22 protein-coding genes are annotated in these 25,246 nt (G+C 38.5%); 9 read left to right on the top strand and 13 right to left on the bottom strand.

Annotation, left to right across the window (positions count from 1 at the left end):
* Positions 1–108: 108 nt before the first annotated feature.
* From LVD16_RS26220 to LVD16_RS26195, 6 genes are read right to left on the bottom strand one after another with little or no spacing between them, the layout of a single operon-like run.
* Positions 109–1,392, bottom strand: coding sequence for an O-antigen ligase family protein (locus tag LVD16_RS26220; RefSeq protein ID WP_233771261.1), 1,284 nt, complete (start codon positions 1,390–1,392; stop codon positions 109–111).
* Positions 1,376–2,455, bottom strand: a complete 1,080-nt coding sequence (locus LVD16_RS26215) for a glycosyltransferase family 4 protein (protein ID WP_233771260.1) — start codon at positions 2,453–2,455, stop codon at positions 1,376–1,378. Before LVD16_RS26215 ends, LVD16_RS26220 begins: the two co-directional genes overlap by 17 nt.
* Positions 2,456–2,490: 35 nt before the next feature.
* Entirely contained in the window at positions 2,491–3,735 is a 1,245-nt protein-coding gene (locus LVD16_RS26210; RefSeq protein WP_233771259.1) for a lipopolysaccharide biosynthesis protein, read from the bottom strand.
* On the bottom strand, positions 3,732–5,879 hold the full coding sequence (locus tag LVD16_RS26205; protein WP_233771258.1) for a GumC family protein: 2,148 nt from the start codon (positions 5,877–5,879) through the stop codon (positions 3,732–3,734). The genes LVD16_RS26210 and LVD16_RS26205 overlap by 4 nt, the downstream gene beginning before the upstream one ends.
* Positions 5,876–6,616, bottom strand: coding sequence for a polysaccharide biosynthesis/export family protein (locus LVD16_RS26200; protein WP_233771257.1), 741 nt, complete (start codon positions 6,614–6,616; stop codon positions 5,876–5,878). Before LVD16_RS26200 ends, LVD16_RS26205 begins: the two co-directional genes overlap by 4 nt.
* 17 nt (positions 6,617–6,633) lie before the next feature.
* Positions 6,634–7,122: a response regulator gene (locus tag LVD16_RS26195; protein ID WP_233771256.1), complete on the bottom strand. Its 489-nt coding sequence runs from the start codon at positions 7,120–7,122 to the stop codon at positions 6,634–6,636.
* A 208-nt stretch (positions 7,123–7,330) separates the two neighbouring features.
* On the opposite strand from LVD16_RS26195, the gene LVD16_RS26190 reads away from it, so the two are divergent.
* From LVD16_RS26190 to LVD16_RS26150, 9 genes are all read left to right on the top strand, one after another.
* On the top strand, positions 7,331–9,913 hold the full coding sequence (locus tag LVD16_RS26190) for a WG repeat-containing protein (protein ID WP_233771255.1): 2,583 nt from the start codon (positions 7,331–7,333) through the stop codon (positions 9,911–9,913).
* Positions 9,914–9,980: 67 nt separating this feature from the next.
* Positions 9,981–11,603 (top strand): alkaline phosphatase PafA, encoded by a 1,623-nt coding sequence (pafA, locus tag LVD16_RS26185; protein WP_233771254.1) that lies wholly within the window; start codon positions 9,981–9,983, stop codon positions 11,601–11,603.
* 93 nt (positions 11,604–11,696) lie between these two features.
* A complete protein-coding gene (locus LVD16_RS26180; protein ID WP_233771253.1) occupies positions 11,697–13,196 on the top strand; it encodes a sodium-dependent transporter in 1,500 nt (499 codons plus the stop codon).
* The gene (locus LVD16_RS26175) at positions 13,193–13,309 is read left to right on the top strand and encodes a MetS family NSS transporter small subunit (protein WP_233771252.1); all 117 of its coding nucleotides are present in this window, start codon (positions 13,193–13,195) and stop codon (positions 13,307–13,309) included. Before LVD16_RS26180 ends, LVD16_RS26175 begins: the two co-directional genes overlap by 4 nt.
* A 92-nt stretch (positions 13,310–13,401) precedes the next feature.
* Entirely contained in the window at positions 13,402–13,710 is a 309-nt protein-coding gene (locus LVD16_RS26170) for a hypothetical protein (protein ID WP_233771251.1), read from the top strand.
* A gap of 131 nt (positions 13,711–13,841) precedes the next feature.
* Positions 13,842–14,597 (top strand): NYN domain-containing protein, encoded by a 756-nt coding sequence (locus tag LVD16_RS26165; RefSeq protein WP_233771250.1) that lies wholly within the window; start codon positions 13,842–13,844, stop codon positions 14,595–14,597.
* 64 nt (positions 14,598–14,661) lie between these two features.
* Positions 14,662–15,207 (top strand): DUF421 domain-containing protein, encoded by a 546-nt coding sequence (locus LVD16_RS26160; protein ID WP_233771249.1) that lies wholly within the window; start codon positions 14,662–14,664, stop codon positions 15,205–15,207.
* Between the two features lie 93 nt (positions 15,208–15,300).
* Positions 15,301–17,643 carry a DUF5723 family protein gene (locus LVD16_RS26155; RefSeq protein ID WP_233771248.1) on the top strand — a complete coding sequence of 781 codons (2,343 nt, stop codon included), beginning with the start codon at positions 15,301–15,303 and terminating at the stop codon, positions 17,641–17,643.
* Between the two features lie 33 nt (positions 17,644–17,676).
* Positions 17,677–18,123, top strand: a complete 447-nt coding sequence (locus tag LVD16_RS26150; protein ID WP_233771247.1) for a hypothetical protein — start codon at positions 17,677–17,679, stop codon at positions 18,121–18,123.
* Here the strand turns inward: LVD16_RS26150 and LVD16_RS26145 are convergent, their stop codons facing one another.
* The 7 genes from LVD16_RS26145 to LVD16_RS26115 all read right to left on the bottom strand — a co-directional run bounded on the left by LVD16_RS26145 (position 18,124) and on the right by LVD16_RS26115 (position 25,174).
* Positions 18,124–19,836: a hypothetical protein gene (locus LVD16_RS26145; protein ID WP_233771246.1), complete on the bottom strand. Its 1,713-nt coding sequence runs from the start codon at positions 19,834–19,836 to the stop codon at positions 18,124–18,126.
* Positions 19,837–19,839: 3 nt separating this feature from the next.
* Positions 19,840–20,736 carry an SDR family oxidoreductase gene (locus tag LVD16_RS26140; protein ID WP_233771245.1) on the bottom strand — a complete coding sequence of 299 codons (897 nt, stop codon included), beginning with the start codon at positions 20,734–20,736 and terminating at the stop codon, positions 19,840–19,842.
* Between the two features lie 3 nt (positions 20,737–20,739).
* A complete protein-coding gene (locus LVD16_RS26135) occupies positions 20,740–21,600 on the bottom strand; it encodes a peptidylprolyl isomerase (protein ID WP_233771244.1) in 861 nt (286 codons plus the stop codon).
* A 4-nt stretch (positions 21,601–21,604) separates the two neighbouring features.
* Positions 21,605–22,540, bottom strand: coding sequence for a hydroxymethylbilane synthase (gene hemC / locus LVD16_RS26130; RefSeq protein WP_233771243.1), 936 nt, complete (start codon positions 22,538–22,540; stop codon positions 21,605–21,607).
* A 1-nt stretch (position 22,541) separates the two neighbouring features.
* Positions 22,542–23,660 (bottom strand): DNA polymerase III subunit, encoded by a 1,119-nt coding sequence (locus LVD16_RS26125; RefSeq protein WP_233771242.1) that lies wholly within the window; start codon positions 23,658–23,660, stop codon positions 22,542–22,544.
* Position 23,661: 1 nt separating this feature from the next.
* On the bottom strand, positions 23,662–24,849 hold the full coding sequence (locus tag LVD16_RS26120; RefSeq protein WP_233771241.1) for a GlmU family protein: 1,188 nt from the start codon (positions 24,847–24,849) through the stop codon (positions 23,662–23,664).
* Positions 24,850–24,928: 79 nt separating this feature from the next.
* A complete protein-coding gene (locus LVD16_RS26115) occupies positions 24,929–25,174 on the bottom strand; it encodes a type B 50S ribosomal protein L31 (RefSeq protein ID WP_233771240.1) in 246 nt (81 codons plus the stop codon).
* Positions 25,175–25,246: the final 72 nt, after the last annotated feature.

The following is a 25,246-nucleotide window of genomic DNA, read 5'->3' as shown; positions in this document are numbered from 1 at the left end:
TATCTAATGAGATGCCATTGTTTGATTTTGCTGTAAGTGGTTGAAATTTAGATAATTGTGAGCCTGCCGATGTATTTAAATTTCCTTTGATAGGAACTGGTTTCCATCTTATGGAATAACAAAGTCAGGCCTCCGGCGCCTCAGAAATAATCTTTCAGAGCGGGAAAGAATAGGGTGATAGCGAAAAGATATTCCAAATATTAGTAGCTGGTAGAATAGGATGCCATAATTTGTTTCTCCAAATATGCCAAACTCAGTGAATGAATTAATGATTATAGGAATGAGGACGCCTAAAAGCATTAATTTTTTCTCCTTGTCATCTACATTTAAAAAGCCCCTAATGGTGGCAATCATTTGTAATAGAACCAGCCCGAAACCTACAAAACCCAAATTCATAACTACTTGTATGAAGGTGTTATGAGTCATTTGTCCGGCATAGGTATGAACGCCTTTAAAATAATCTTTGTAGGCAATACGCATAAAGCCGAAACCAAACCAGGGCTCGCGAGGAAGGCCTTCGTTTAAGAGAGCGGTCCAGAAAGGCAAGCGACCCGTCATACTAAGAACCTCCTCAACATCACCTTGCTTAATGAAAATGGTTTGGACAATTACTGGTATGGAGAATACGGCACCTACATTAATGGCAAGCTTTAACTTGATATTATCAGATTGGCGAATATGGAAGAACACTACCAGCAGAAAGCCAATCATGGAAGATCTTGAACCAGTTAATATCAGAGCGTATAGAACCAATAAAATTTTGATGATGGTCCATACTTTTCTGTGGTTTCGATATAAATTGAATATGTAACAGCAAATGCTTACTACGCAGAGCATTCCAAGTTCGTTGGGGTTCATCATATAACCTCCCAATCTTGCTTCTTCACCTCCGTGAGTCATGCGGTAAAACTCATCGGGAGCTATCATCAATCCAATAATGAAAATGAGGATGATAAGGAAAGAAGCGTTGGCCAAAATATGATAGAATTTAACATTGGCCTTTGGGAAAAATATATCAAGTAGCTCAAAGCTCTTCATGAAATAATAGCAAAAAACGAAGCTTTCAAGATCCATGAACCACTGTAGAGAACTGTGGCTGGGCTTGGTGGACCACATAAATGAGGTGAAACCAAGCAATAAATATCCGCCGTATAACAGAGGAGCAAAAACGTTATCCCACTTATATGAGTCTACGGCTCCTTTTTTAATGATGTATTTGAAAACATAATAGGCAGCTATAGTCATAGCTATCCTACTAAAGACCTTAAAAACCCTGGTGATAGCCACATTCTCACTCCAAGTGAAGAAACCGGCTATCTTTATGGCCATAATTATGGTCAGTATGAGATAGATTTTTTTTGAGAACTGCTCTATGTCAAGCTGCTTCTGCATGAGTTATTGCATACATTTTAGCATATCCATCCAAAAGATTAAACCAATCGAAAGCCTCAGATACCATTTTAATGGCTTCCTCAGTCATGGCTTTAGGGTCTTCCTCTATTCTGTTTTTCATATACATGAGGCCCTCATAAAGCTCTTTGCCTTTAGTTTTTTGCATTACATAGCCACATTTATAAGAGCAAACAGCATCTCCCAGATTTGTGGCTTCTGTAATTATGGTAGGCTTACCAAGAGACGCAGCTTCTAGTACTGCAGTAGGAAGACCTTCGTTTCGTGATGGGTGAGCAAAGACGTTAATCTTACTTAAGAGGTCTAATTTTTCCTGACCGTATTTACTGCCCCAAAAAATTATTTTTCCATTACTAAATGGTGCTATTTCCCTTTTTAAAGATTGTAAATCACCACCATCTCCAATGATCCATAATTCTGAGTTAGGGTTTACATTGGCAAACTTTAGGAAGCCTTCTGTGAGAGCATCTAAACCTTTAGTGTAAGTATCTATTCTGCCGCAGAATCCTACTATAAATTTTTCATTCATAGGAGGAGTTCGGTATGCCTCTTCAGTTAATTTAAATCCATAAGGCATAAGATATGTCTTAGCTCTCTTGAAGAGTTTTTTTGTACCTATCACCTCGCTCTTTCCTAGACAGTGCACATACTGGGCATTATTGGCCAAATCCTTTTCGAAAATTTTAAGGTATATTTTCTTTAGGTAAAAGCTTCTTCTTAAAGCTATCTGATTATAACTACCATGAGGTGTGAACACATATGGTAGAGAGATGCTTACTAAATGTTTTGCCAGTGTGTAAAATGTGGGAATAAAACCTCCGTGCAAATGTATGGTTGTGTGTTGAGCGTCTTCCTTTTTTAGAGCTTCTATAATCTTCTCATCAACCTTATAGAGATTTCTATATGCCTGAAATAACCTGAGCGTATACTCACGGTCTGGAGTCTCACTATTGATGTCTTTGGTTATACCCCAAACTTCTACATTCCAGCCGGCCATGGCCTGATGGGTTGCAAGCTCATGAACAACTTTGTTCACCCCATTCATTCTCGCGGGGTTCGCTTTCCCTAATACTATGTGAATTACTTTAGTGTCCAACTTAATTGTTTCGTTTTTGTGATAATAATTGTCCAATACACATTGATAAGAAGTTGACTGAGCAACCAACCCATCACCACGCCTACTGCCTCCCAGTGGGAAATAAGCCATTGAGCAGTCAGTACAGATACGGCCAAACTAATGGCATAACCAATAAAATAATGTCTTGAATCGCCTAAAACCCTAATGAATAATTTTACAGGGAAAGAGGATAATATAATGATGTAAAGCAAACAGCACCACCTTAACAGAGATGCATACTGAGTGTATTCAGTATTGACCAGCTCAAGAATGGGTTCGGCCATCAAGGCTGCCAAAATTAAAATTGGTGCTGTTAATAATGATATTTTCTTAATCATACGGAAAGTGAAGTCCAGCGCACTATCGGTACCGCCAGTTATTAGTTTGCTCATGTAGGGAAGTAAATAGTTCTCCAAACCTTGAATGGCTATGTTGAATATTCCCATGGCTGTTTGAGCCAATCTTAATACCCCCAAAACGGTACTGCCGGCAATAACGGCAGAGGCGGCAAGCAAATAATTGGAAGCACCCCATTGGATAAGGGCAGTTGGTACCAGCCATCGTGCATTTTGCCAGTGCTCCTTGATATACTTGGTCAGATAAAACTTTTGCTTAAAAACATTTCTCTCTTTGATGATAATAAATAGAACCGCGGGCACTGTGGTTAATCCTATGGTTAAAAACAGAATCTCCAAGGTGGGGGTAATATTGTTCCACCATAGTAAGCCAAGTACTAAAAGTTGACCACCACTGGAAATGGCATCACTAATGAAAGTGGTTACTAATTGGCCCCTAGCGATCAGGTATCTTCTAAAATGCTCTTGAAAAAGATAGAAAAAACCATATGCTAAAAAGCTAAGAGTTATGGATATTGAAAAATATTGGGTGATCAGTGAAAATGAAATAAAAATGAAAGCTGCGCTTGTTAAAAATATGATTTGAAGCCAATGTACAGAAGCAGAATAGGATTTGAGTTCTTCCTTATCTTTTCTGCCGATAAAGACTTGCATAGGCTGCCCAATTACAGCCATTTGAAAGGCTAAAACCAGCAGGAGAGAAATTTGCCATGCACTGAATGTTCCAAAAACACTGATTCCGGCAATGGTGGCTATCATGATATTTGTCAAAAAAGTAGTGCCGCTTACCGTCATTTGGTTAGCCACTACTATGAGCTTATCATTTCGTAATATTTTACTGAAAGAGATCATGCCTGGACCGCTTTTTTACTCCTAATATATTTCATCAAAGGCGCCACGTATTTTCTTCCATAGCGGATGACTTTTCTGAAAATTAATTTTATGATACTAGGGTTGTAATCGGCTCTGTTAAGGCCAAAAAAGGTATTTGGGAGTTTGTATTCGTCATGCAATAAGTTGAACTCATCTATGCGTTTGGCAGGAGTAATTCTACTGTCTAGCATGAAGAGGTTGATGTCTGCAGCGGACATTAGCATCAGCGAATAATTATCTTCGTCAACGGATACGTTGTCAATGATTTTTATGGTGCTGGCACTCAAATTTTGAAATACTAAACGCTGCTCATCCCGGTCAAAATTGGTGTCAAAAGCATCTACTTTTGCTACATTAAAGCCTCTCTTTTGCAGTGATTTGGTGAGGTTCTCTACGAAAAAGGAACGGCCCTCAGGATCAGTGAAAGAGCTTACACATACTACATTGCCTGGCCTGAAGAAGCTTTTTAGCTCAAGCTTAATTCCCAGCTGTTGAAATCCTCTTTCAATAGTAGATGGTTTGATAAACTTAGGTATTTCAATAGCTATAGGAAGATCAGAATTTTTTTCAATGGTAATGGTGTCATTCACTTTGGCTTTCATGGAATGCACTATGAGTATAGATGCTACGCCAAATCCAAGACCAAGAATCCCCGTAACAAACATAATAAGCGTTTTATTTGGGGAAACAGGCTTTGAAGGAATCTCACCACGAGAAATAATTCTATGAAATGAAATAGAAGCAGCTCTAGCTATTTCAGCTTCTGTTCTTTTTTCATGAAGAAAATTATAAATCTTTTGATTGAGCATGAAGTTACGCTCTAAAATAGTCATGTCCTTCTCTTTGGAGGGAAGACCAATAAATGCCTCTTCGGCTTTAGCTATCGCATCTTTGATTTGGTTATATTTTATATTGAGGTTATTTCTGGTATTCTTAATGCTCTCAACCAAATACGCGGCTATGTCATCAATTTTTTCGTTTACCAGCTTTACCTTTTCATCCTCTTCAGTGTAAATGGTCAATAGCTCCTTGCGTTCTGCTTGCAAAGCTTTAAGGTTTTTTACCATTTCAGTAGACAAAAGATCATTGAAGGCTTCAAATGTAGGTGCTAGTTCCAGAAAATTGGCTTTCCCTGCTTCGATGTAGGCATACAAGGAGTCAATGGCAGTAAGGTTCATTTTAAGGTTAGCCAACTGAATTCTCATTTGAGATATTTGCCTTAGATCAGTTTCAGTTTCCTGGCGTACATTAATGATATCTTTGGTATTACGGTAGTTTTCTATGTCATTTTCAGACGCTTTTAGTCTATTTCCAATTTCAGCTAACTGCTCATCTAGAAATTCTACTGTAGTATTAGTAGCCTTAAACTTATCGTCTTCATAGTCATCGATATATGCCTGGCAAAGGCTATTTACCATGTCTGCAGTTTTTTGAGGGACTTCATGCTGATACCCTACTCTTAATATGGCGATGTCTTTATCTATAGAGATAATATCAAGTCCGCTCACAACTTCTTTAATCAGTTTGGCACGATCTCTAACTTTGAATTGATACTGATCTATTAGCTTTAAATTTGGACGTTGAGATAATAGCTTTTCATTTTGATTTATGGTGAGTATGCCACCTTCAAAGTGAATTTTTTCTCCAAAAACAGTTCTGATTGGCTTGGCAGTTCCCCAGGCTAACTTAATAGAGTCTTTGGTAAGGACTGTAAGTGAAAATATCTTTTCTTTGAACTCAGGAAGGAGTTGACTGTAGTCAACTATGAATGGACTTTCCTTGTAAAGCTCAGAAGTGCTCATCTTACCTACCCGGTAGGTTTGAACATCAAAGTCTACACTATCTAGGGCTCTGTTTATGATGTGGTTCGATTGAATTACTTCGATCTCTGCCCCGATTTTATTCTTATTAGTGAAAATGTCGAAATCTTTATATAGCATGGTGCTGGTAGGACCTTCGTTGTTATCAGCAAGTCTTAGTTTTGCAGCACTTTCATATTTTGGAGTGGCATATCTGAGGTATCTAGAGGCTATGTTAACAGCTATTAGAAAGCAGACCACTATAATAGGAAGCCCTCTGAGAAGAGGCCTCAAAAGGCGAAACTTTTTGGTCAACTCTTTCATGGTTCCAGTATAAAACTTGCAATGATGGCTAATGTGCTAACAGCTGACCCTATTGGAATCAGAGTAGTGATTTTCTTATCAAAGGCTTTACCTTTTCTGGCCGGAGCGTAGATCACGTCTCCAGGAATGAGCGTAATATTTTTTAGATGGTAATCTTCCATAGTGGTAAGATCCACATGAGCAATGTAGGTCTCTTCACCTACTTGTCTTATTACCTGTACATCAGATTTGTCTGCGTAGTAATCAAAATCGCCTGCTGAACCAAGAAGGTCAATTAGCTTATTTTCATCTTTTTGGATCTGGATTTTGCCGGGTGACATGAACTCGCCCAATACTGTAATTTCTTTATTCAGCACTTTAACATTAATGATTGGATCTTTTATCCACTTGCTAAATTTTTCAGTTAATGTTATCTCAGCTTCTCTTACAGTTAATCCAAGTATTTGAAATTGGCCTAGCTTAGGCACATCAATAAAACCATTTTGGTCTACCATGAGCCATTTGCCATATACTTCGTTAGAGTTGTAAATACCATAAATAGAACCCACTCCAAGATCATCGTGCCCCCAGATGCTTATGCTTATTTTGTCATCCTTTTTTATATTATAGATGATTTCTTCCTGCTGATGGAATATTGGATCAATGCCTTCTGACTTATTATTGAATAGGTTCTGAGTGCATGAACCTAAAAATAAGGGCATGAATATAATGAGTAATATGTGGTAGTTGGTTTGCATAGGTTTAGAAGTGTTTACTAATGTAAAAACTGGTATACCATGCCGCATACAATAGCTGCTATCAATACAATGCCTGCTAGAGAATGTACACGATTTGGTTTTGGGTTATTCTTGGTGTGAAGTAGCTTGTTCACTTTAATGATCTTTTCAACCACTTCTTCAATCTTATTGAGTTCTTCCTCTTCTTTAATTATATAATCGAAGGCCCCGATCTTTAAAGATTTAACTGCCACCTCCATAGATTGCTGTCCACTGATTAAAACCACATAAATATTAGGATTGAATCTTTTGATTTTTTGCAGCACTTCAAGGCCATTCAGATCATCCATGTGATAGTCAAGGAATATAATATCGGGCTCCTCTGTAAGTGCGTTGAGACAGCTGGTCCCAGTGTGGTAGATGCTAACCTCTTTAAAGCCGAGATTTACCAGATGCTGTTCGTATAAATATGTTCTGAAAATATCATCGTCTACAACAAATACTTTCATCTTCTCTTTTGTCTTCATAATCTTTCCGAGTTTTGAAATCTTTTATTCTAAGAATATGCCAAAGCCTTTATTTAAATTATATGATTGATAATCAGCGGTTTAATAATATTTATGAAGATTGTTTTTTCCACTGTATGGAAAGCATTCCTGAGAAAGGAGCCTAAAGATTTTTATTATATGGTAGATTCTATTAATATTTGAGATTCAAAATTGGCAAAGAGGCCTCATGCGGATATTTCTGTTTATTATAGGTTGTCTGGTTGGATATCATCAGGGGTGGGCACAGGTTGGTTTAAGTAGCAGAGCCATGAATCAGTTCGAGAAGGGTAATTATGAAAAAGCCTTTGAACTGGTAGATAAAGCTTTAGAAAAGGATAGTGCACTTAGTGCGCCTTACTATACTAAATCATACTTTTTATTTAAGACGGATTCTCAATATAACCATGTAGATTCTGCATACGCCTATGTGCTTAAAAGTGAACGGATTTTTCCTCTCATGGAGGAAGATGAACGGGAGAAGCATATCAAGGCTAATATAGATAGCAGCCACATTGCTATACTAAAGGGTGGTATTGATAGTTTGGCATATAGCCGAGCAGCCGTTCTCAATACGGAAGAGTCTTTTATTTATTTCATTAGTCATTTCTTAGGAGCCAGGCAGACTGTTGAGGCTATTAAAAATAGGAATCAGATTGCTTTTAATAAGGCTCGCGAAATTAACTCATACGAGAGTTACAAGCAGTTTATGAATACCTATCCTGATGCCATTCAGGTGCCGGAAGCCAGTAGAAGGTATGAGCGCTTATTCTATGACATTAGTACTAAAGATGGTCATTTAGAAAGTTATGTCAGCTTTTTAGAGAAAAATCCTGATACACCCTACCGCAAGGATGCTGAAAATAATATCTATGAAATAGTTACTGCTGATAATAGCCCAGAATCATACTTCTCATTCATTCAGAGGTTTAATAAGAGTGGTTTAAGAAATAAGGCGATTGCCTTTTTATATCATATTCTCAAAGAGAGAGGAGATGAACTGCCCTCATCTTTAATGAATGACTCTTTAAAGTATACTCACAAGTTAGAGGATAAGGTTTTGTTTCCGATTAGGGAAAATGGAAAGTATGGATTTATGGATGCGGATGGTGAATTAATTTTAAGTCCGTTGCTTGAAGATTTGGGACCAGAAATGTTATGCGGTGGGATAATTTCTGGTGTTTATGCCGGTCAGGATCAGCTCTTTGGTTTGAATAACAGGTCCATTTATCAAGGTGCTTTTGATAGTTGGGCAGATCTGGGAATGGGCCTTTTAAAGGTAGAAAAGGATAATAAATATGGGTTGGTTCAGAAGGGTGGCTTTAAAGTTTTACCGATAAGCTTTCCCCAAATAAGGATTTTAAACGGAGAGTTTATTCTTTATAAAAAAGGACAATTCTGGGGACTAAGTACTTTTTCCGGAAGGATGATTACGAAGCCTTTATTTACTGATATTGTGCGGTATGGTCCATTTTATGTTTTTGAAAATGGTACCAAATACTCAGTGAAAAATAGATCTCAATTATTAGGCGTTGCCAATAATGTGCCTACGTATTTTGATATGAAATATGATGACTACGATGTAATCAATGATAAATATATATGGCTGTATAATGGAGATGATGAGGCTGTTTTAAATGAAAAATTAGAGGAGATAATACCTTTTAATGGCTATAAGATAAAAGCATTGGATAAGGGGTATTTGATAGAGGAACAGGCTAAAAGCTATTTGTTAAATGAAGCTTTTAGACCCATTGATAAGGAGCCTGCTGAGCGGGCTGTAGTGAATAAAAAATGGGTGGGTTTATATCATAGTGGCTTATGGTCATTATATGATATAAATAATGAGAGAATTGCCGGACATGATCAGGATTCTCTAAGACTGTTAGGAAATAATTTTGCGGCCGTATATCATAAAGACTCTCTTGTTTTGCATACGGCAGGCACATCTGTTTTGCTTAAGTCAACTAATCAATTGAGTTTAATTGCCGCTGTAGATTCTCTGGAATATGTTTTAGTTGATAATGGTAGGAGTAAGAGCATATTAAATGCTGAAGGTAAAGAGATTTATAGTGGGAGCTTTAATGAAGTTAAAACAGTGGGAGGTAATATGCTTATCGTTTCAAAGAACAATAAGGGATTAATCTCCAGCACTGGCGAGTCTTTGTTGCCTTTCGTTTATGAAGCTATTGGTAATTATAATAACGGCTATCTTTCCCTTTTAAGAAATCAGAAGTTTGGACTTTATGGAAAAGATAAAAAGCTGCTTATTCATGCGCAATATGATAAAAATATAAAGCCCTACAATCAGGAGCTATTTGTAGTAGAAAGAAATGATGGCTATGGGTTTATCACCAAGGAGAACAAGCGCCTGAGTGAGTTTGGTTATGAGAAGGTTCAATTTTGGAGTGATAGCGTGGCTATAGTGAAGAAAGATTTCAATTGGCTACTTTATAATATTTATATTGATAAAGTAGTGGATGAAAACATCAAATCCATTCACATTGTAAGCAAAGATTCAGTTGAAACTGTGGCAATTTTTCTGAAAGAAACCGGATACGGTGTTTACAGTAGCGTAAGAGGTGAAGTAGTACCGCCTACATTCAATGATATTATCAATGTAGGTACAAAAGCTAAGCCGGTATATTTTACTGAGAAGCACATTGAGGAGGCTGAGTATTACATCGTTATATATTATAATTCGAAAGGAGAATTGATATATAAGCAGGTCTATGAAGATGATGAATATGTTAAAATTTACTGTGATAACTAAGGTTTAGCACTCCTCTGTTCATTATTTCTTATAATTGTAATCCACAATTACTTACGCAGAATCCGACATGAAAAAGATCCATTTATTGGCAATACTTCTTTGCCTCACTTCATTAGCTAAAGCCCAAACTGAAAAGCCTAAACTGGTAGTAGGTATCATCGTAGACCAAATGCGTCAGGAATATCTTTATAGATTCAATGACAAATTTGGAGATGACGGTTTTAACAGGCTGATCAATGAGGGTTTCATGTTTAAGAACGCGCATTTTAACTATGTGCCCACATATACAGGACCAGGACATACATCGGTGTATACAGGATCTACTCCTGCAATTCATGGAATTATTGCTAATGATTGGTATTCAAAAAAGATAAAGCATCATATCTACTGTGCTTATGATAGCACGGAAACAACTGTAGGTAGTTCTTCTAATAAGGGTATGATGTCTCCTAGAAATATGCTTACCACCACTATTACAGATGAACTGAAGTTGGCGACTCAGAAGAGAGCTAAGACCATTGGGATATCTATAAAGGACAGAGGAGCAATTTTTCCTGCTGGCCACCTTGGAGAAGCTTACTGGTATGATTCTGAAACCGGAGATTTTATAACTAGTACTTATTATAAAAATGAGCTTCCTTCCTGGGTGCAGAAGTTTAATGATAAGAAATGGGCTAAAAAATTATTGTCACAAAAGTGGAAGCCAATAAATGTTTCAAGAAGCTACACTGCGGCGGGCTCTGACGAAAATAATTATGAAGGTGATTTTTATGGTCAAGGTACTAGTTTAAGTAAAGGATACAAATTGGATAATGAGAATTTTGGTCAGTTGGCAGCTGTGCCTTTTGGAAACGACATGCTAAAGGAGATGGCATTGGCTACAATCTCAGGCGAAAATTTAGGTAAGCATGACGATACTGACTTCCTGGCGGTGAGCTTTTCATCAACCGATTATGTAGGGCATCGTTTTGGACCTAATTCTATGGAGGTAGAGGATACATATATCAGATTGGATAAGAATATTGCTGAAATCCTTAAAAAATTAGACCAGCAGGTAGGTGCAGGTAACTATACTGTATTTCTTAGTGCTGATCATGCGGTTTCTGAAGTGCCTCAGTATTTTACTGATAACAAAATACCTTCAGGGTACTTTGTGCACCGCCTACGTGATGAGCTGAACAGATTCTTAAATGAACAGTTTGGGGAAGCTGATTGGGTGGAAAATGTGAGCAATTCTCAAGTATTTTTAAACCATAAAACCATTCTAGAGAAAAAGCAAAGCCTGCATGATGTGCAAGATCTTGTAGCTCATTATATTATGGAGTTAGACGGAGTTAAAGAGACTTACCCTGCCTATGTTATCCATAATTTGGATTATGATATTAACGGTATTAAAGGCCTTTTAACCAGAGGTTATAATCAGGTTAGATCAGGAGATGTACTTTATGCATTAGAGCCGTCATGGTTAGAATCTGGCAGGCATGATGGGAATACTGGAACTACTCACGGATCTTCATATTCATATGATACTCACGTGCCGATGTTATTTTACGGACATGGTGTAAAACATGGTAGTTCAGTGAAGTATCATCCTATTACTGACATAGCACCATCTATAGCTATGATGCTAAACGTTATGTTGCCAAATGGCGCTACTGGGCAGCCTGCGCAGGAATTGTTCGAAGATTAAAAGCCTTTCTTAAGGTATAGACTCCGTTAGAAATATCTCATTTTAATAGTTGATAAAATTTGGCTATCATTAGAGGTATTTCAACATCAATCTATGTCTAAAAACGAAGAATTTAGTAATCGCTGGGGTATAGTTTTAGCTTCTTTAGGTATGGCTATAGGAGCGGGAAACCTCTGGCGATTTCCCCGGCTTGCCGGCCAGTACGGAGGCGCTTTTCTTATTTTATGGATACTCTTTCTTTTAGTTTGGTCTGTACCCATTTTAATGGCAGAATTTTCCATTGGCAAGAAATTTAAAAAAGGAGTAATTGGCTCTTTCGGCCAGGTAGGAGGCAAAGGACTGGCCTGGGGCGGATTTTTCATTACGCTTTGTACTTTAGGCATTGCTTTTTATTACGCGGTTGTAACTGGCTGGGCACTTCGATACCTGGGGCTTGCTACTGAAAATCTCTTCGCTTTCTTTCAGGGTAAAAATACTATTGCCGATAATCTGGACGCTAACCCTGAATATCTCAGTGAATTCTGGAACTCAATAGCATACAGTAGCCCATGGACTATAGGCTTATATATTGTGGCCTTAATTGCTGGGATCTATGTATTGATAAAAGGCATCCAAAACGGATTGGAAAAAGCTAATAAGATATTGATACCCAGCTTATTCATACTGCTTATACTCATCACTATAATGGCATTAACCATGGATAATGGCTATAAAGGTTTGGAGTACATGTTTTCAATCAATGTGAAGTATTTTTCTGATCCGAAAATATGGATAGAAGCCCTGTCACAGTCGGCATGGTCTACGGGAGCAGGATGGGGATTGATTATGACCATTTCGTCTTATTCCAGACAGAAGGAAGATGTAGTGCTCAATACGTTCATCGGCGGGTTTGGTAATAACACCGCTTCTTTAATGGCCGGAATGGCAATATTGCCAGCTGTTTTCGCTTTAGCACCTAATGAAGGTGAGGCCATATCTTTCTTGCAAAGCGGTAATCAGGCACTAACTTTTACTATCATCCCTAAGTTATTCGCTACCATTCCCGGAGGAGCGATACTATCATTTATATTCTTTCTCGCCTTTTTTCTGGCAGCATTTAGCTCTCTTTTACCCATGCTGGAGTTATTTATTAGCAACCTGATAGATATGGGACTTACCAGAAAATCAGCAGCGGTACGCACTCTGGTTTTCTCCATTATATTTGGTTTTCCATCAGCCTATTCTCTGGATATTTTCACTAATCAGGATTGGGTTTGGGGACTAGGGTTAATCATTTCGGGCCTACTGATATTAATTGCCGTCTTAAAATATGGAGTGGTGGATTTCAAGAAAGACTATATAGATACCGATTCTGATTTCAGCATACCCATATCATTATTTAAGTCTGCACTAATCTTCAATGTGTTTCTGGCGGTGGTGTTAATCATCTGGTGGATGTCTCAAGGATTCTCTAAAAACCCTTGGTTTGATGCTAATGGTAATTGGAATGTGTTTGATGTGTATAGTAACGCATCCATAGTTACTCAGTGGGGTCTGGTAATAATAGCTGGTCTATTACTAAATAAGTACATCTTTAAAACTTTTGTGAAATGAGTGCAGGTGCAATAATATCTATGATCTGTATTTTAGGCACTGTGGCAGGTGGCTTTGTTTACTTCCTTTCTCTGGCGATGAAAAATGAAGCCAGGAGAAAAAGGGAAAAATAGGGGGTAGCTACGGGATATTTTCCCCTGTTATGGGATAATGAAAAGGTTGAACTTCGAGTATTAATTTTTGTTCAACCTTAATTTATAATACCATGGCAGCAGTCAGTTATTATCATGTTTTAATCTATGGTAGCGAGCAAGGCTACCAAACTAATCGTGCACAGATAGCCCTATATACATCAGCAGGCAAAACATGTGCTTTTGTGAGATTCAATGACCCAGGAATGGCTTTCGAAAATGACTACGAATCAGATGGGATCATTAGAATGCATTTACCTTCATCTATGTTTCATTCTACCTTAGATATGCTCCGAAATGAAAAGCCTATCAATGTCTATTTTGCTCAAGGACGAGGCTTTTTAGGTACGGGAAGTATAGAGGCCGTTGGCGAAGGCGAGTAGCTGCCAGTAGTAGTTATTCTAAACATAAATGGTCGTAGGAGGTTGATACTTCTGCGACCATTTGTATTTATATAGACTGTAGCCAGGTTAAAGTCAAATGGTATAGAAGGAATATTTATCCAAAACTACCTATGAAAGAAAGTGTAAATATGGCTGTCTTAATTGACGGCGATAATATCCCGTCAGCCTATGTGAAGGAAATGATGGAGGAGATAGCCAAATATGGCAACCCAACCATAAAAAGGATCTATGGCGACTGGACCAGGCCAGGGTTAAATAAATGGAAAAATTTACTGTTGGAAAATGCCATTACTCCTATTCAGCAATACGGCTATACCACGGGTAAAAATGCCACCGATTCAGCAATGATCATCGATGCCATGGATATTTTGTACAGTAATAAGGTAAATGGATTTTGCCTGGTTTCTAGCGATAGTGACTTTACACGCTTGGCTACCAGATTGAGGGAAGCAGGAATGCAAGTGATAGGAATGGGCGAGAAGAAAACGCCGAATCCTTTCATAGTGGCTTGTGATAAATTTATTTATATAGAAATATTAAAAAATCAACGAAAGGAAAAAGAGGAGGCTAAAGAAGTAAATGAGTCAGAGGTTGATACTATTACAAATAAGGAAATAGGATTAATTTCTTCAACTATCAGCGACTTATCTGATGATGACGGTTGGGCTTTCCTTGGAGATGTTGGCAGTTTGCTGCAGAAGAAGCAGCCTAACTTTGATTCCAGAAATTATGGATTTGATAAACTAACACCTCTAATAGAATCTATCGGAAAATTTGAGGTGGAGCAGAGAGAAATTCCAAAAAGTAAGAATAAGCTGGTGTTTGTGAAAAATAAAGATAGATCTAATAAAAATATGAAAAGATAGACTGGCATAAAGAGGTAAGCCTTTATGATTTGATCAAGTTAAATATTAAACTAACCCACCGCACATGAAAGTTTTTGAAGATTTATCTTGGTTGTATTCTGAGCGATATGACATCCTCGTTACCATCTTTTCTACAATCATTATTTATGCCATTGTCATTATAATTACCAGGATTAATGGCCTGCGCACCTTTGCTAAGATGAGCAGTTTTGATTTTGCTATCACTATTGCCATTGGTAGTGTAATCGCGAGTACCATGTTATTGCCTAAACAAAGTGTGGTGAAAGGCGCCATTGGGTTGGTTGTGCTGATCGCTTTACAATATATAGTGGCTCGTATGCGTAAAAAAAGCGCTGTATTTGAAAATGCAGTTACTAATACTCCGGTTTTGCTGATGGATGGCAATCATATACTTACTGAAAACTTGAAAGCTACCAGGGTTACTGAGGCTGATCTTTATGCTAAGTTGAGAGAGGCTAATGTAACTAATAAGGATCAGGTCCTCGCAGTAGTTTTGGAGACTACTGGAGACATCTCTGTTCTTCACAGTGGCGCCACAAGTAGTACGTTAGATCCGGATCTTTTAAGAGGGGTTCAAAAAAAACTTTAACCTCTGATACTTCTGCCTGAAGAATAGATAAGTATAAATTTTTACTTCTTTAATACAATGAGTATATTCAGTAACACTCATGTCTATTGTGCTATGAAGAAGTATTTCCTACCTATACTCATGCTTTGCATCACACCCTCCTTGATGTATGCACAAGATTGGCTTGGCTTTCATTCCAGTAATTACACCGGTATTTATGGCATCAGTAATCAGCCTGCATCTATAGTAGACAGCCGCTATAAATTTCAAATGAATATTATAGGAGCCAGTGCCTATGTGAGTAATAACTACTACTCCCTGCCTAATGCGGATGTTAAGAAATTCGACTTTGATTTTGACAGACTGATTGAGAGCGACAAGGGAAGTGATAAAGGGGGAAAGGTGGTTTCAGATATTTATGCTCCGCTCTCATTTATGCTCACTCTGAGTCCAAAACATGCCCTGGGTTTAAGTGTGAGGCAACGCACGCTCACTAATGTGGATGGTATAAATAGCGATGCTGCTGATTTCTTAAATAAAATATTCGATCAGGAGGAGTTTGTAATAGATGAAAATGAAAGCTACGACTTAAGTAACATTTACGCACAAACACATGAATGGAATGAGGTGGGATTAACTTATGGTAGAGTGGTTTTTGATCATGAAACCAGTTTTTTAAAAGCCGCCGGTACCTTAAAATTATTAGATGGTATTAGTTCTGGTTATGCTTATCTCAATCAACTATCATATGCGGGAGATGCTAATGATCTCGTAGACGTTTTAGCTATAGATATACAAAGTGGGCTGTCTGATAATATCTCTTATGAGGATGATTTTACCTACAAAACTTTTGAAAATACGGGGGTAGGGCTGGACCTCGGTGTGGTTTATGAATGGCGGCCTCATATTGACAGGTATCGTTATGACATGGACGGTAAGGAAGGCTTGCTACGAAGAGATAAGAATAAGTATAAGCTTAGACTAGGCTTATCTCTTCTTGACTTGGGAAGTATAAAGTACACCAAGAGCCAGGATAGTGGAAATATTTTTGGTAGTACGGAAGATCTGGATGTAAACAATTTAAATGGTGATATAGATGAGATTCTGGAAAGCATATTTACTTATGAAAGAGGCGGAAGCTATAAGATGAATTTGCCCACTCGCTTTTTGTTAGATGCTGATTACAAAGTTTCAGGTGGATTCTATACTAACTTCACCTCTCAAATAGCTTTAAAAGGAGGGGAATCCGATAAAGAAAAGACACGATACATATCCACTGTTTCTTTAACCCCACGATGGGAAAGCAGGGCTTTTGAAATAGGAGTACCTCTTTCTTACGATAAACTGGCCAATGCTAATGCAGGAATTTATTTCCGACTCGCCTGCCTGATTGTGGGGTCTCGGGATATTGTTAGTAATTACCTTCTGGGTAAAGATGCTACTAGTGCTCATGCTTATTTTGGCTTGCAATTGAATATACCCTATAAGAAAAAGAAAGATAGGGATAGAGACGGCGTGTCTAATAAACGTGATGAATGTCCAAAAACACCGGGAGTTTGGGCTTTTAAAGGCTGCCCGGATACCGATGGCGATGGAGTACAGGATAAAGATGATTTATGTCCCGATGTTGCTGGTAGTGAGGCTCTTCAAGGTTGTCCGGATACTGATGGAGATGGTATTAAAGATGTGGATGATACTTGTCCGAACGAAGCAGGTGAGGCAAGGTTTAATGGCTGCCCTGATTCTGATAATGATGGGGTGGAGGATAGTAAAGATGAATGCGTGAGTCAGCCAGGGTCACCCGAATTATCAGGCTGCCCGGATTTGGATGGTGATGGAGTGAAAGATAATGAAGATCTCTGTCCTAAGACAGCGGGAGATAAAGAGCATGCAGGCTGTCCGGATACTGATGGAGATGGACTATATGATAACGAAGATAAATGCAAAGAAGAGGCGGGGAAAAGAGAGAATTATGGTTGCCCTGAACCCGTGGAGGAGGTTGTAGAAGAAGATAATGTGCCGGCAGTGGAAACTACGGAAGAACCTTATTTAGAAGAGATAGAACAAGCTGTAGCTGCAGAAAGTGAGGTGGTTTTAGCTGAGGAGCAGGAAGTAGTGAATACAGCATTTGCCAATTTGGAATTTAAAAGTGGCAGTACCAAGATGGCCATGTCTTCCTATAATTCAATGGTAGAACTGGCTGTTTTATTAAAAAACAGGCCCAACTGGAAGTTAAGAATAGCCGGCCATACCGATAATGTTGGTAATCCGGATAACAATCTTAAGCTTTCTAAAGAGAGAGCTCAAGTAGTAGCAGAATTCCTATCATATCAAGGGGTGGCGAAAGATAGGTTAATAGTAGAAGGATATGGAGATAAAGAACCCGTGGCTGGTAACGATACCCCGGAAGGTCGTAAACAGAACAGAAGAGTGGAGCTGGAAATTATAATTGAATAAAATTATTATATTGGAAGTCGAAATATCAATACCATGTCTGAAATAGAAGAAAAAGAAAGAGCTAAGCGTATAGCGCAGGAAGTTATGCGCAAAAATGACGGTAATTTTGCTAAGAAGGCTATCAAGTCCACAAAATTAACTTTATTCATTTTAGGAGGACTATTCTTTATATGGGCTGTTGTTTATGGGGTGGTTTTGGCTGATGATCTTATCTCATTAATTTTTTATGGTGTAATGGGTGTGATATATATCCTACTCGCCTTCTGGACTGAGAGTAAGCCTTTTGCTGCCATTTTAACGGCCTTGATTATCTACGGAACTCTGATATTATTATTCGCTCTAATTGACCCGATGACTTTGTTCAGAGGCATAATATTAAAAGCAGCCATAATTGCTTCCTTGATAAGAGGGATTATGCAGGCTCGTAAAATCCCTCAAGAATTTAAGGTAGATACTCTGGATTCAGAATTAATGCAATAGTTACTGGCTATAGTAAACCCTGCCAAAGCTTTCATCAGGATATTGCTTCCATGATTTAGGCGGCACTATTGTGCCCTTATAATTAATAATCATATCACATAATGGTAAGGAGGATGATTCAGATATGAATGTATATGCATCATCATTCTCAATATCCCTAAGTCTTAGATAGAAAATCAAATACTCATCTGCATTGTTGGTATAGATTTTCTTCGGCTTAATTTCTGATATATCTGAAACGATATTATCCAGGTGATTGTAGAATTCATGGTCTTGAAGCGAAGTTGAAAGGCTAGCTCTCCATCCATACTCATAGCCATAAGCAAAGAGCCCAATTTTTGAAAGTATCACAAAGAGGATAGCAGTGTAAAAGGCCATTTGGTTTTTAATTAGACATAACAACTGATCAACTACTAATGCCACTGTACAGAAAAACAGGATATTGGCATAGCCAAAAGTTCTCACCGGTGGATATGTTCGGGTAACATAGATCAACCCTACTAAAGTGGTCAGTACCAGTCCGTTGATAATTAGAAATGGCTGAGTGCTTTTTCTGACTTTACGGAAAAATATTGCTGCAATTAATATCAGAAAAGGTACGAAAATGTATGTTTTGCTATTAAACTCTGTGATAACAGATAGAGTAGACCAGAAGGCTGGTAGATAATCGATCAGGTCATGGTGGTCTCTTTGGTTAAGAAAGAGTGCATCTGTGCCACTGACCAGCCAGGCCGGAGTATATAGGGCCAATGAGCCTAGGCCAATGATGAATACTGATTTGAGGAGGCTACCCCAATTGGCCAGTCTTTGATTTTTAAAGCTTGCAAACACATAGAATAGTAGAGCTGTCGTAAATGGATAGATGTAAAGCCTAACACTAAAGAACCCCAGAATGCTACAGATTATAAACAATGCAGGTAACTTATCTTTCTTCCCATGTTTTTCCACAGATATTAAGCTAACCAGCCAAAGAAGGGCTATCAGGTCATAACTTCTCCCTTGAATACCGTAAATAGCAGAAGACAGTGAGGAGGCTGTGAATATTATGCATAGGAGCGCTGCTCTGAAATTAATTTTTTTATTAACAAAAGAAAATATCGCAGTAAGTATCAATAAATGAGTGAGATAGCTGGTAATTCTACTGGCGATAAAAGGGGGTAATACCAGAGACCATATTGATGTGGCTAAGTTGTATAGGATGTGGTTGTTCTCAAAGAGATAAGTGCCAGTGATGATAGGACCCTCATGAGCAAAATATACAAAGGAAAAGACCTCATCTACATGAAAAGGCAAGCCGATGAATAGAAATGTATGAAGGCCAATGATAACAAGAAAGGCAATAGCAAATAACCACGTCTGCGATTTTGATAATGACAAGAAGGAATGCTTTACACTTGCGGCTGAATGCTGTATTTCCGTAAGAACGGATCGATAAAATTTAAGGATGAGGGTGCTCCTGAAAAGCAATAAACCTATGGCTACAAGAAAGACAGCTACAAATACCCATCCTGCAGATTGCAGCCATTCAAAATGTGCGATTGTGAAGTAATTATCTCCGAAATCCTGGATTTTATAAGCGTTGGGGTAGGTTTTCTGATACCAGGTAAGAATGTCATTATAATCACTTTGGATGAGGAGGATAGTGATTACAGAAAGAAAAAGAAAGTAGGCTACAGTTAGCAAGAATAATACTCTTGATAATGTAGCCTTCATTATTTATGATAATTGACTTTTAAGCACTGCCAGACCTTCCTCAAATGAATGAGGATTATAGCCTAAGTCATTTTTAGCTTTGTCAATAATAAAACCGGTTTTAGGAGGTCTTTTAGCTGTTTGCTGGAATTTAGACCCATCCGTTCTGTGAATGAGACTGCTGTCTAATTCAAAAAACTTAGCAGTTTCAATAGCTATATCATAAGGAGAAAGCATGTCTTTACCACTGATATGATAGATGCCCTGAGCTTTGTTTTTTCCTATTAAAAAACAACCCATGGCCAAATCTTCTGCTAAAGTTGGAGTTCTCCATTGATCATCCACTACATTGATCTCCTTGTTATTTTCTAAGTTATTTTTAACCCAAAGAATGATGTTGGATCTACTCATATCATGGGCTATGCCATATACTAATACGGTTCTGGCTATACTCCATGTAATCTTGCTGTCTAATAGTAGCTGTTCAGCGGCTAGTTTACTCTCGCCATAGAAATTGACAGGTGCTGGTTCAGCATCTTCTTTTAAAGGTCCATAAGATCCGTCGAAAATGAAATCTGTAGATACGTGCACCAAATGAGCTCCAACTTTTTCAGTAGCTTCAATAAGATACTCCACACTGTCTACATTAAGCTTCCAGCAGCCTTCTCGATCAGTTTCGCACTGGTCCACATTGGTCATGGCTGCAGTGTTGATGATGACTTCAGGTTGATGCTCAGCAATGACATTTAAAACTTGTCCTTTGTCAGAGATATCCATTTGAGCATAGGTGTATTTGCTGTCGGCAGGAAGTCTGTTTTCTCCTCTGGCAGTTGCAATTAGCTCTATGTCAGTATCTTCTGTAAGCTGCTTTACTAGTTTTTGCCCCAAAAGGCCGTTAGATCCGGTTATTAATATTTTCACAGTTTAGTCTTCTTTAGGGTACTCGTATCCGTATAATTTACTGATTTTTTTCTTCGGAAGCTCTTCTACCTTTACGCTCATTCTTATATCTTCTACCGGTCTGTCTCTACGATCTGTTGGTTGAGCAGCTATGTCATCTATTACGTTTAGGCCATCTATTACCTGACCAAACACTGTGTATTCATCATCAAGGTGTGGTGCGCCTCCAATAGTGGTATAGGCTTCCATTCTTTCAGCATTCACTTCCTTGGTAAGATCTACCTCCATCACCTCTTCAATGTACTCTTTCATTTCCATTAATTTGGCACCATAAGCCTCAGGGCCTTCCTTTTGGTAAATGTTAATCAAGAGCTGCTTTACTGAATCCTGGCTTATTCTGCTCATCATCTGCTGAGCAGCCATGCCTAGCTTTTCCATGTCAGTGGTAAGCTCTTTTTCAGTCCAGGTTTTACCCTGTACCAGATAAAACTGACTACCGCTAGACTCCTTTTTAGGATTCATGTTATCAGGTATTCTGGCTGCTGATAAGGCTCCCTTTTTATGGAAATGGTTTTCTTTGAATTCTGCGGGAATAGTATAATTAGGTCCACCTGTGCCCAAAGGAGCATTTTTAACAGCATTTTTAGATTCTGGATCACCTGTTTGTATCATGAATTCTTTCATCACTCTATGGAATAAAAGGCTGTCGTAAAAACCTTCTTTCGCTAGTTTAATGAAGTTCTCTTTGTGCTTTGGGGTATCATCAAATAATATAGCGTGCATATCGCCATAGTCTGTATGGATAGTCACCAAATAGTCTTTCTCAGAGGCACATGAGGCCATAATAGAAATCAGAAGAAATAAATGAAATGCTCTTTTGATCATGGGTTTAGTCGTGTTGATTTAATTTTTCTTTGATATCAAATAATATTTCTTCCCCGCCAGCTGCCAGTACCTCTTCAGCTAATTCTTGTCCGGCTAGCTCTCCATCTTCTATTTTATGCATCATTCGTTTTCTGATGATCTTCGTTCCTTCCAGGTCTACAATACCACCTTTCACCGTAATGGTTTCATCGTGAATATCAGATAAGGCAAACACAGGAATGCTACAGCCACCTTGCAACTTGCGAAGAAAAGCACGCTCACATCTCAGCCTCTTTTCAGAAACATCATGGTTTACATACTTTCTAATCAGTTCTTTCTTTTCTGCAGAAAGACTAGAAGATGATTCTATAGCAATGCTGCCCTGCCCTACAGCAGGAATGAATTTATCTAAAGGTAATTTAGAAATGATCATATCATCATAACCCATTCTGTGCACGCCGGCATAGGCTAAAAGAAGTGCATCGCAGGCACCATCTTTCATTTTTTGTATCCTTGTTTGAAGGTTTCCTCTTACGGATACTGTCTTAATATGAGGGTAGAAATACTTTAATAAAGCCACTCTTCTGGTGGAAGAAGTACCGATGACCAGGTCTTCTCTGTCTAAGGAAATGGTCATATCTAAGCCTACTAGGGCGTCATTTACCACTTCTCTTTCCGTGAAGGCAATCAATTCAAAGCCTTCTGGCAGTTCAGACTGCATATCTTTTGCACTGTGAACAGCAATATCAATGTTTCCATTTTTAAGCTCTTCCTCAATTTCCTCAGTAAAAACACCTTTGCTGCCAATTTTGGCAATAGATACATCTAAAATTTTATCTCCGGTGGTTTCTATGGTGATGATTTCTGTTTCTACGCCACCTTTGCTCAATAGCTCCGCCACATGCTCCGCCTGCCATAAGGCTAGTTTACTGCCTCTTGTTCCTATTCTAATCTTCTCCATATTATTTTATAATTCTGGCTATTTGTAGTGAAAGGTCTAAAAATATAATCTTCGGACTCGCATTTCTTTCTAAATGGTAGTGCGCGTCATTAATAAGTTTATTGATTCTTTCTACCTTTTCGCTGTCCATTACTTTGCTGAAGTTATCAATGAAAGTGCTTACCACTCCGCTAACCCTTTTTAAATCAGGGGCGGCGGTGTAAATCAAGGCCTCTCTAAACATATTCAGCGCATATTGAAATAAACTTCTTTGAGCTACTTTATTCATGCCATGAAACTGATCGCTCTTTAATACCAGTTGGCTAAAATCTTTTCTGAAGCAATCTCTCATCCAGTCAGTGAAAAGCTGGTGGCTATCGTCTTCAATGTTATTTAATAGTTTCAGTGCCAGGTTATAATCACCATCAGCCAAATGGGCCAGCTGGTTAGCCTGGGCAGCTTCAATTCCCTGATTCTCAATGAGCATCTGTTCTATGCTGGCATCACTGTATTTGGGAATAGTTACAATCTGTGTTCTGGATAAGATAGTAGTAAGAAGCTTTTCTGAGTCATTAGAAACCAGTAAGAAAATGGTTTGTTCTGGTGGCTCCTCTAATATTTTAAGAATACCATTGGCCGCTGATACGTTCATGTATTCAGGAAGCCAGATTACCATTACTTTATATTTGCCTTCAAAGGATTTTAAAGAAAGGCTTTTTATAATTTGTCTACTTTCTTCTTTAGAAATATTGCCCTGCTTGTCTTCACCACCATAGTGTCCGGACCAGGCGTCCAGGTTGCCACTTGGGTTGGCAGTAAGAAAAGTTCTCCATTCTTTTAAAAATGAAGTACTTATCACATCTTTTCCTTTTATGTCCTTAGTGCCACTTACCGGGTACACAAAGTGAATATCAGGGTGAATATACCTATCCATTTTATAGCACGCAGCGCAGACGCCACAGCTGTCAGTAGCTGAGGGACTTTCACAGTTTAGGTAATTCGCAAAAGCCAAAGCCAAAGGTAAATTAGGGCTACCGGCTTTACCCAGAAAGAGCTGAGCATGTGCCACATGATCATTGCTTACAGCGTTGATCAATTTTTTCTTTACATTTTCAAGGCCTTTAATATCTGAAAATCGCATATTATTCGTTTTCCCAGGTACGGTATTTGGCAGTAAGCTCAAATATCCTGTCTAAAATTTTTCTTTCTGTTTCGTCATAAATCATGCTGCGGCGTTGCAATACTCTGCTGGCCACCTCATGTGCTTTATCAGGTAGATAGGTGCTGAGCCCGTCGGATCCACCCCAGGAAAATGATGGGATGAAGTTGCTGGGTAGGCCAGAACCAAATATGTTGCAGCTTACGCCTACCACTGTGCCCGTGTTAAACATCGTATTGATGCCACACTTAGAGTGGTCACCCATCATAAGGCCGCAAAAGGTTTCACCAGTGTCAGCAAAGCTTTCTGAGCCATAATCCCACAGTCTTACTCCTGCATAATTGTTTTTAAGATTGGACGTGTTGGTATCGGCACCCATATTGCACCATTCGCCAATCACGCTGTTACCAATAAAACCATCATGGCCTTTATTGCTATAGCCAAATATCACAGAGTTGCTGATTTCACCACCCACTTTACAATAGGGACCAATAGTAGAATCGCCTTTTAATTTGGCTCCCATGTTTACAACGGCACCTTCACCCAAAGCAAAAGCACCTCTGATAAGGGAGCCTTCACATATTTCAGAGTTCTTACCGATATAAACAGGCCCTTTTTCAGCATTGATCACTGAGGCCCTTACCGTGGCACCCTCTTCTACGAAGAGATTTTCTGCACCATAAATTACCGTGTGGGGGTCAATGATGTCTTCCGAGGTTCTATTATGGGTAATTAAATCAAAGTCCTGTCTGATTTGCTCAGCATTCTTTTTGAAAATAAGCCACTTGTGCTCAATGATGGTTATGGGGCTGTCATAGTGTAGCTCATCCAGATCTGAATAGTCATTCAGATCTAGCTGCTCACTAACAGCCGCTATAAGCTGGCCTTTATACGTAAGGCAATTGCCTTCTTTTAAGGCTAAAATGGTCTCTATTAGTGCTTCATCAGGGCATACTGCGCCATTTATCCAAAGATTTTTACTCTGAGATATTAGCGGGTATTTGTCCTTCAGGTAGTCCTGAGTAGCAAAGGAAATGTCGGTCCCTAGTCTTTTAGACCACTTTTCAGAAATGGTGAGTATGCCTACTCTTATTTCTGATACTGGTCTGGTGAATGTAAAGGGGAGTAGCGACATCCTGATGGTAGGATGGTCAAAAAGGATAACATTCATGGGTGCAAAAATAAAAAAGTCTTCAGGATAAATTCATCCTGAAGACTTTTTTATATAATAAATGTTATATCTAAAAGAATTACTTCTTTTTGTATTTCTTGTTGAATTTCTCAACTCTACCAGCAGTATCCACAAATAGTTTTTTACCAGTGTAGAATGGGTGAGAAGCTGAGCTTACTTCCACTTTAATTAATGGGTATTCGTTTCCGTCTTCCCACTGAATAGTTTCTTCAGAAGTCATTGTAGACTTAGTCATGAACTTATGTTCGCTAGAAGTATCATAGAAAACTACCTCTCTGTACTCAGGATGTATGTCGTTTTTCATTTTTATATACCTTTTCTTATCGTTCTTCCCAAAAGAGGCACAAAATTACTCATTTATATGATAAGTGCAAAA

It is taken from the genome of Fulvivirga ligni (assembly GCF_021389935.1).
GTDB classification, from domain to species: Bacteria; Bacteroidota; Bacteroidia; order Cytophagales; family Cyclobacteriaceae; genus Fulvivirga; species Fulvivirga ligni.
The sequence above is the reverse complement of the archived record's forward strand: the minus strand, read 5'-3'. Positions and strand labels throughout refer to the sequence as shown.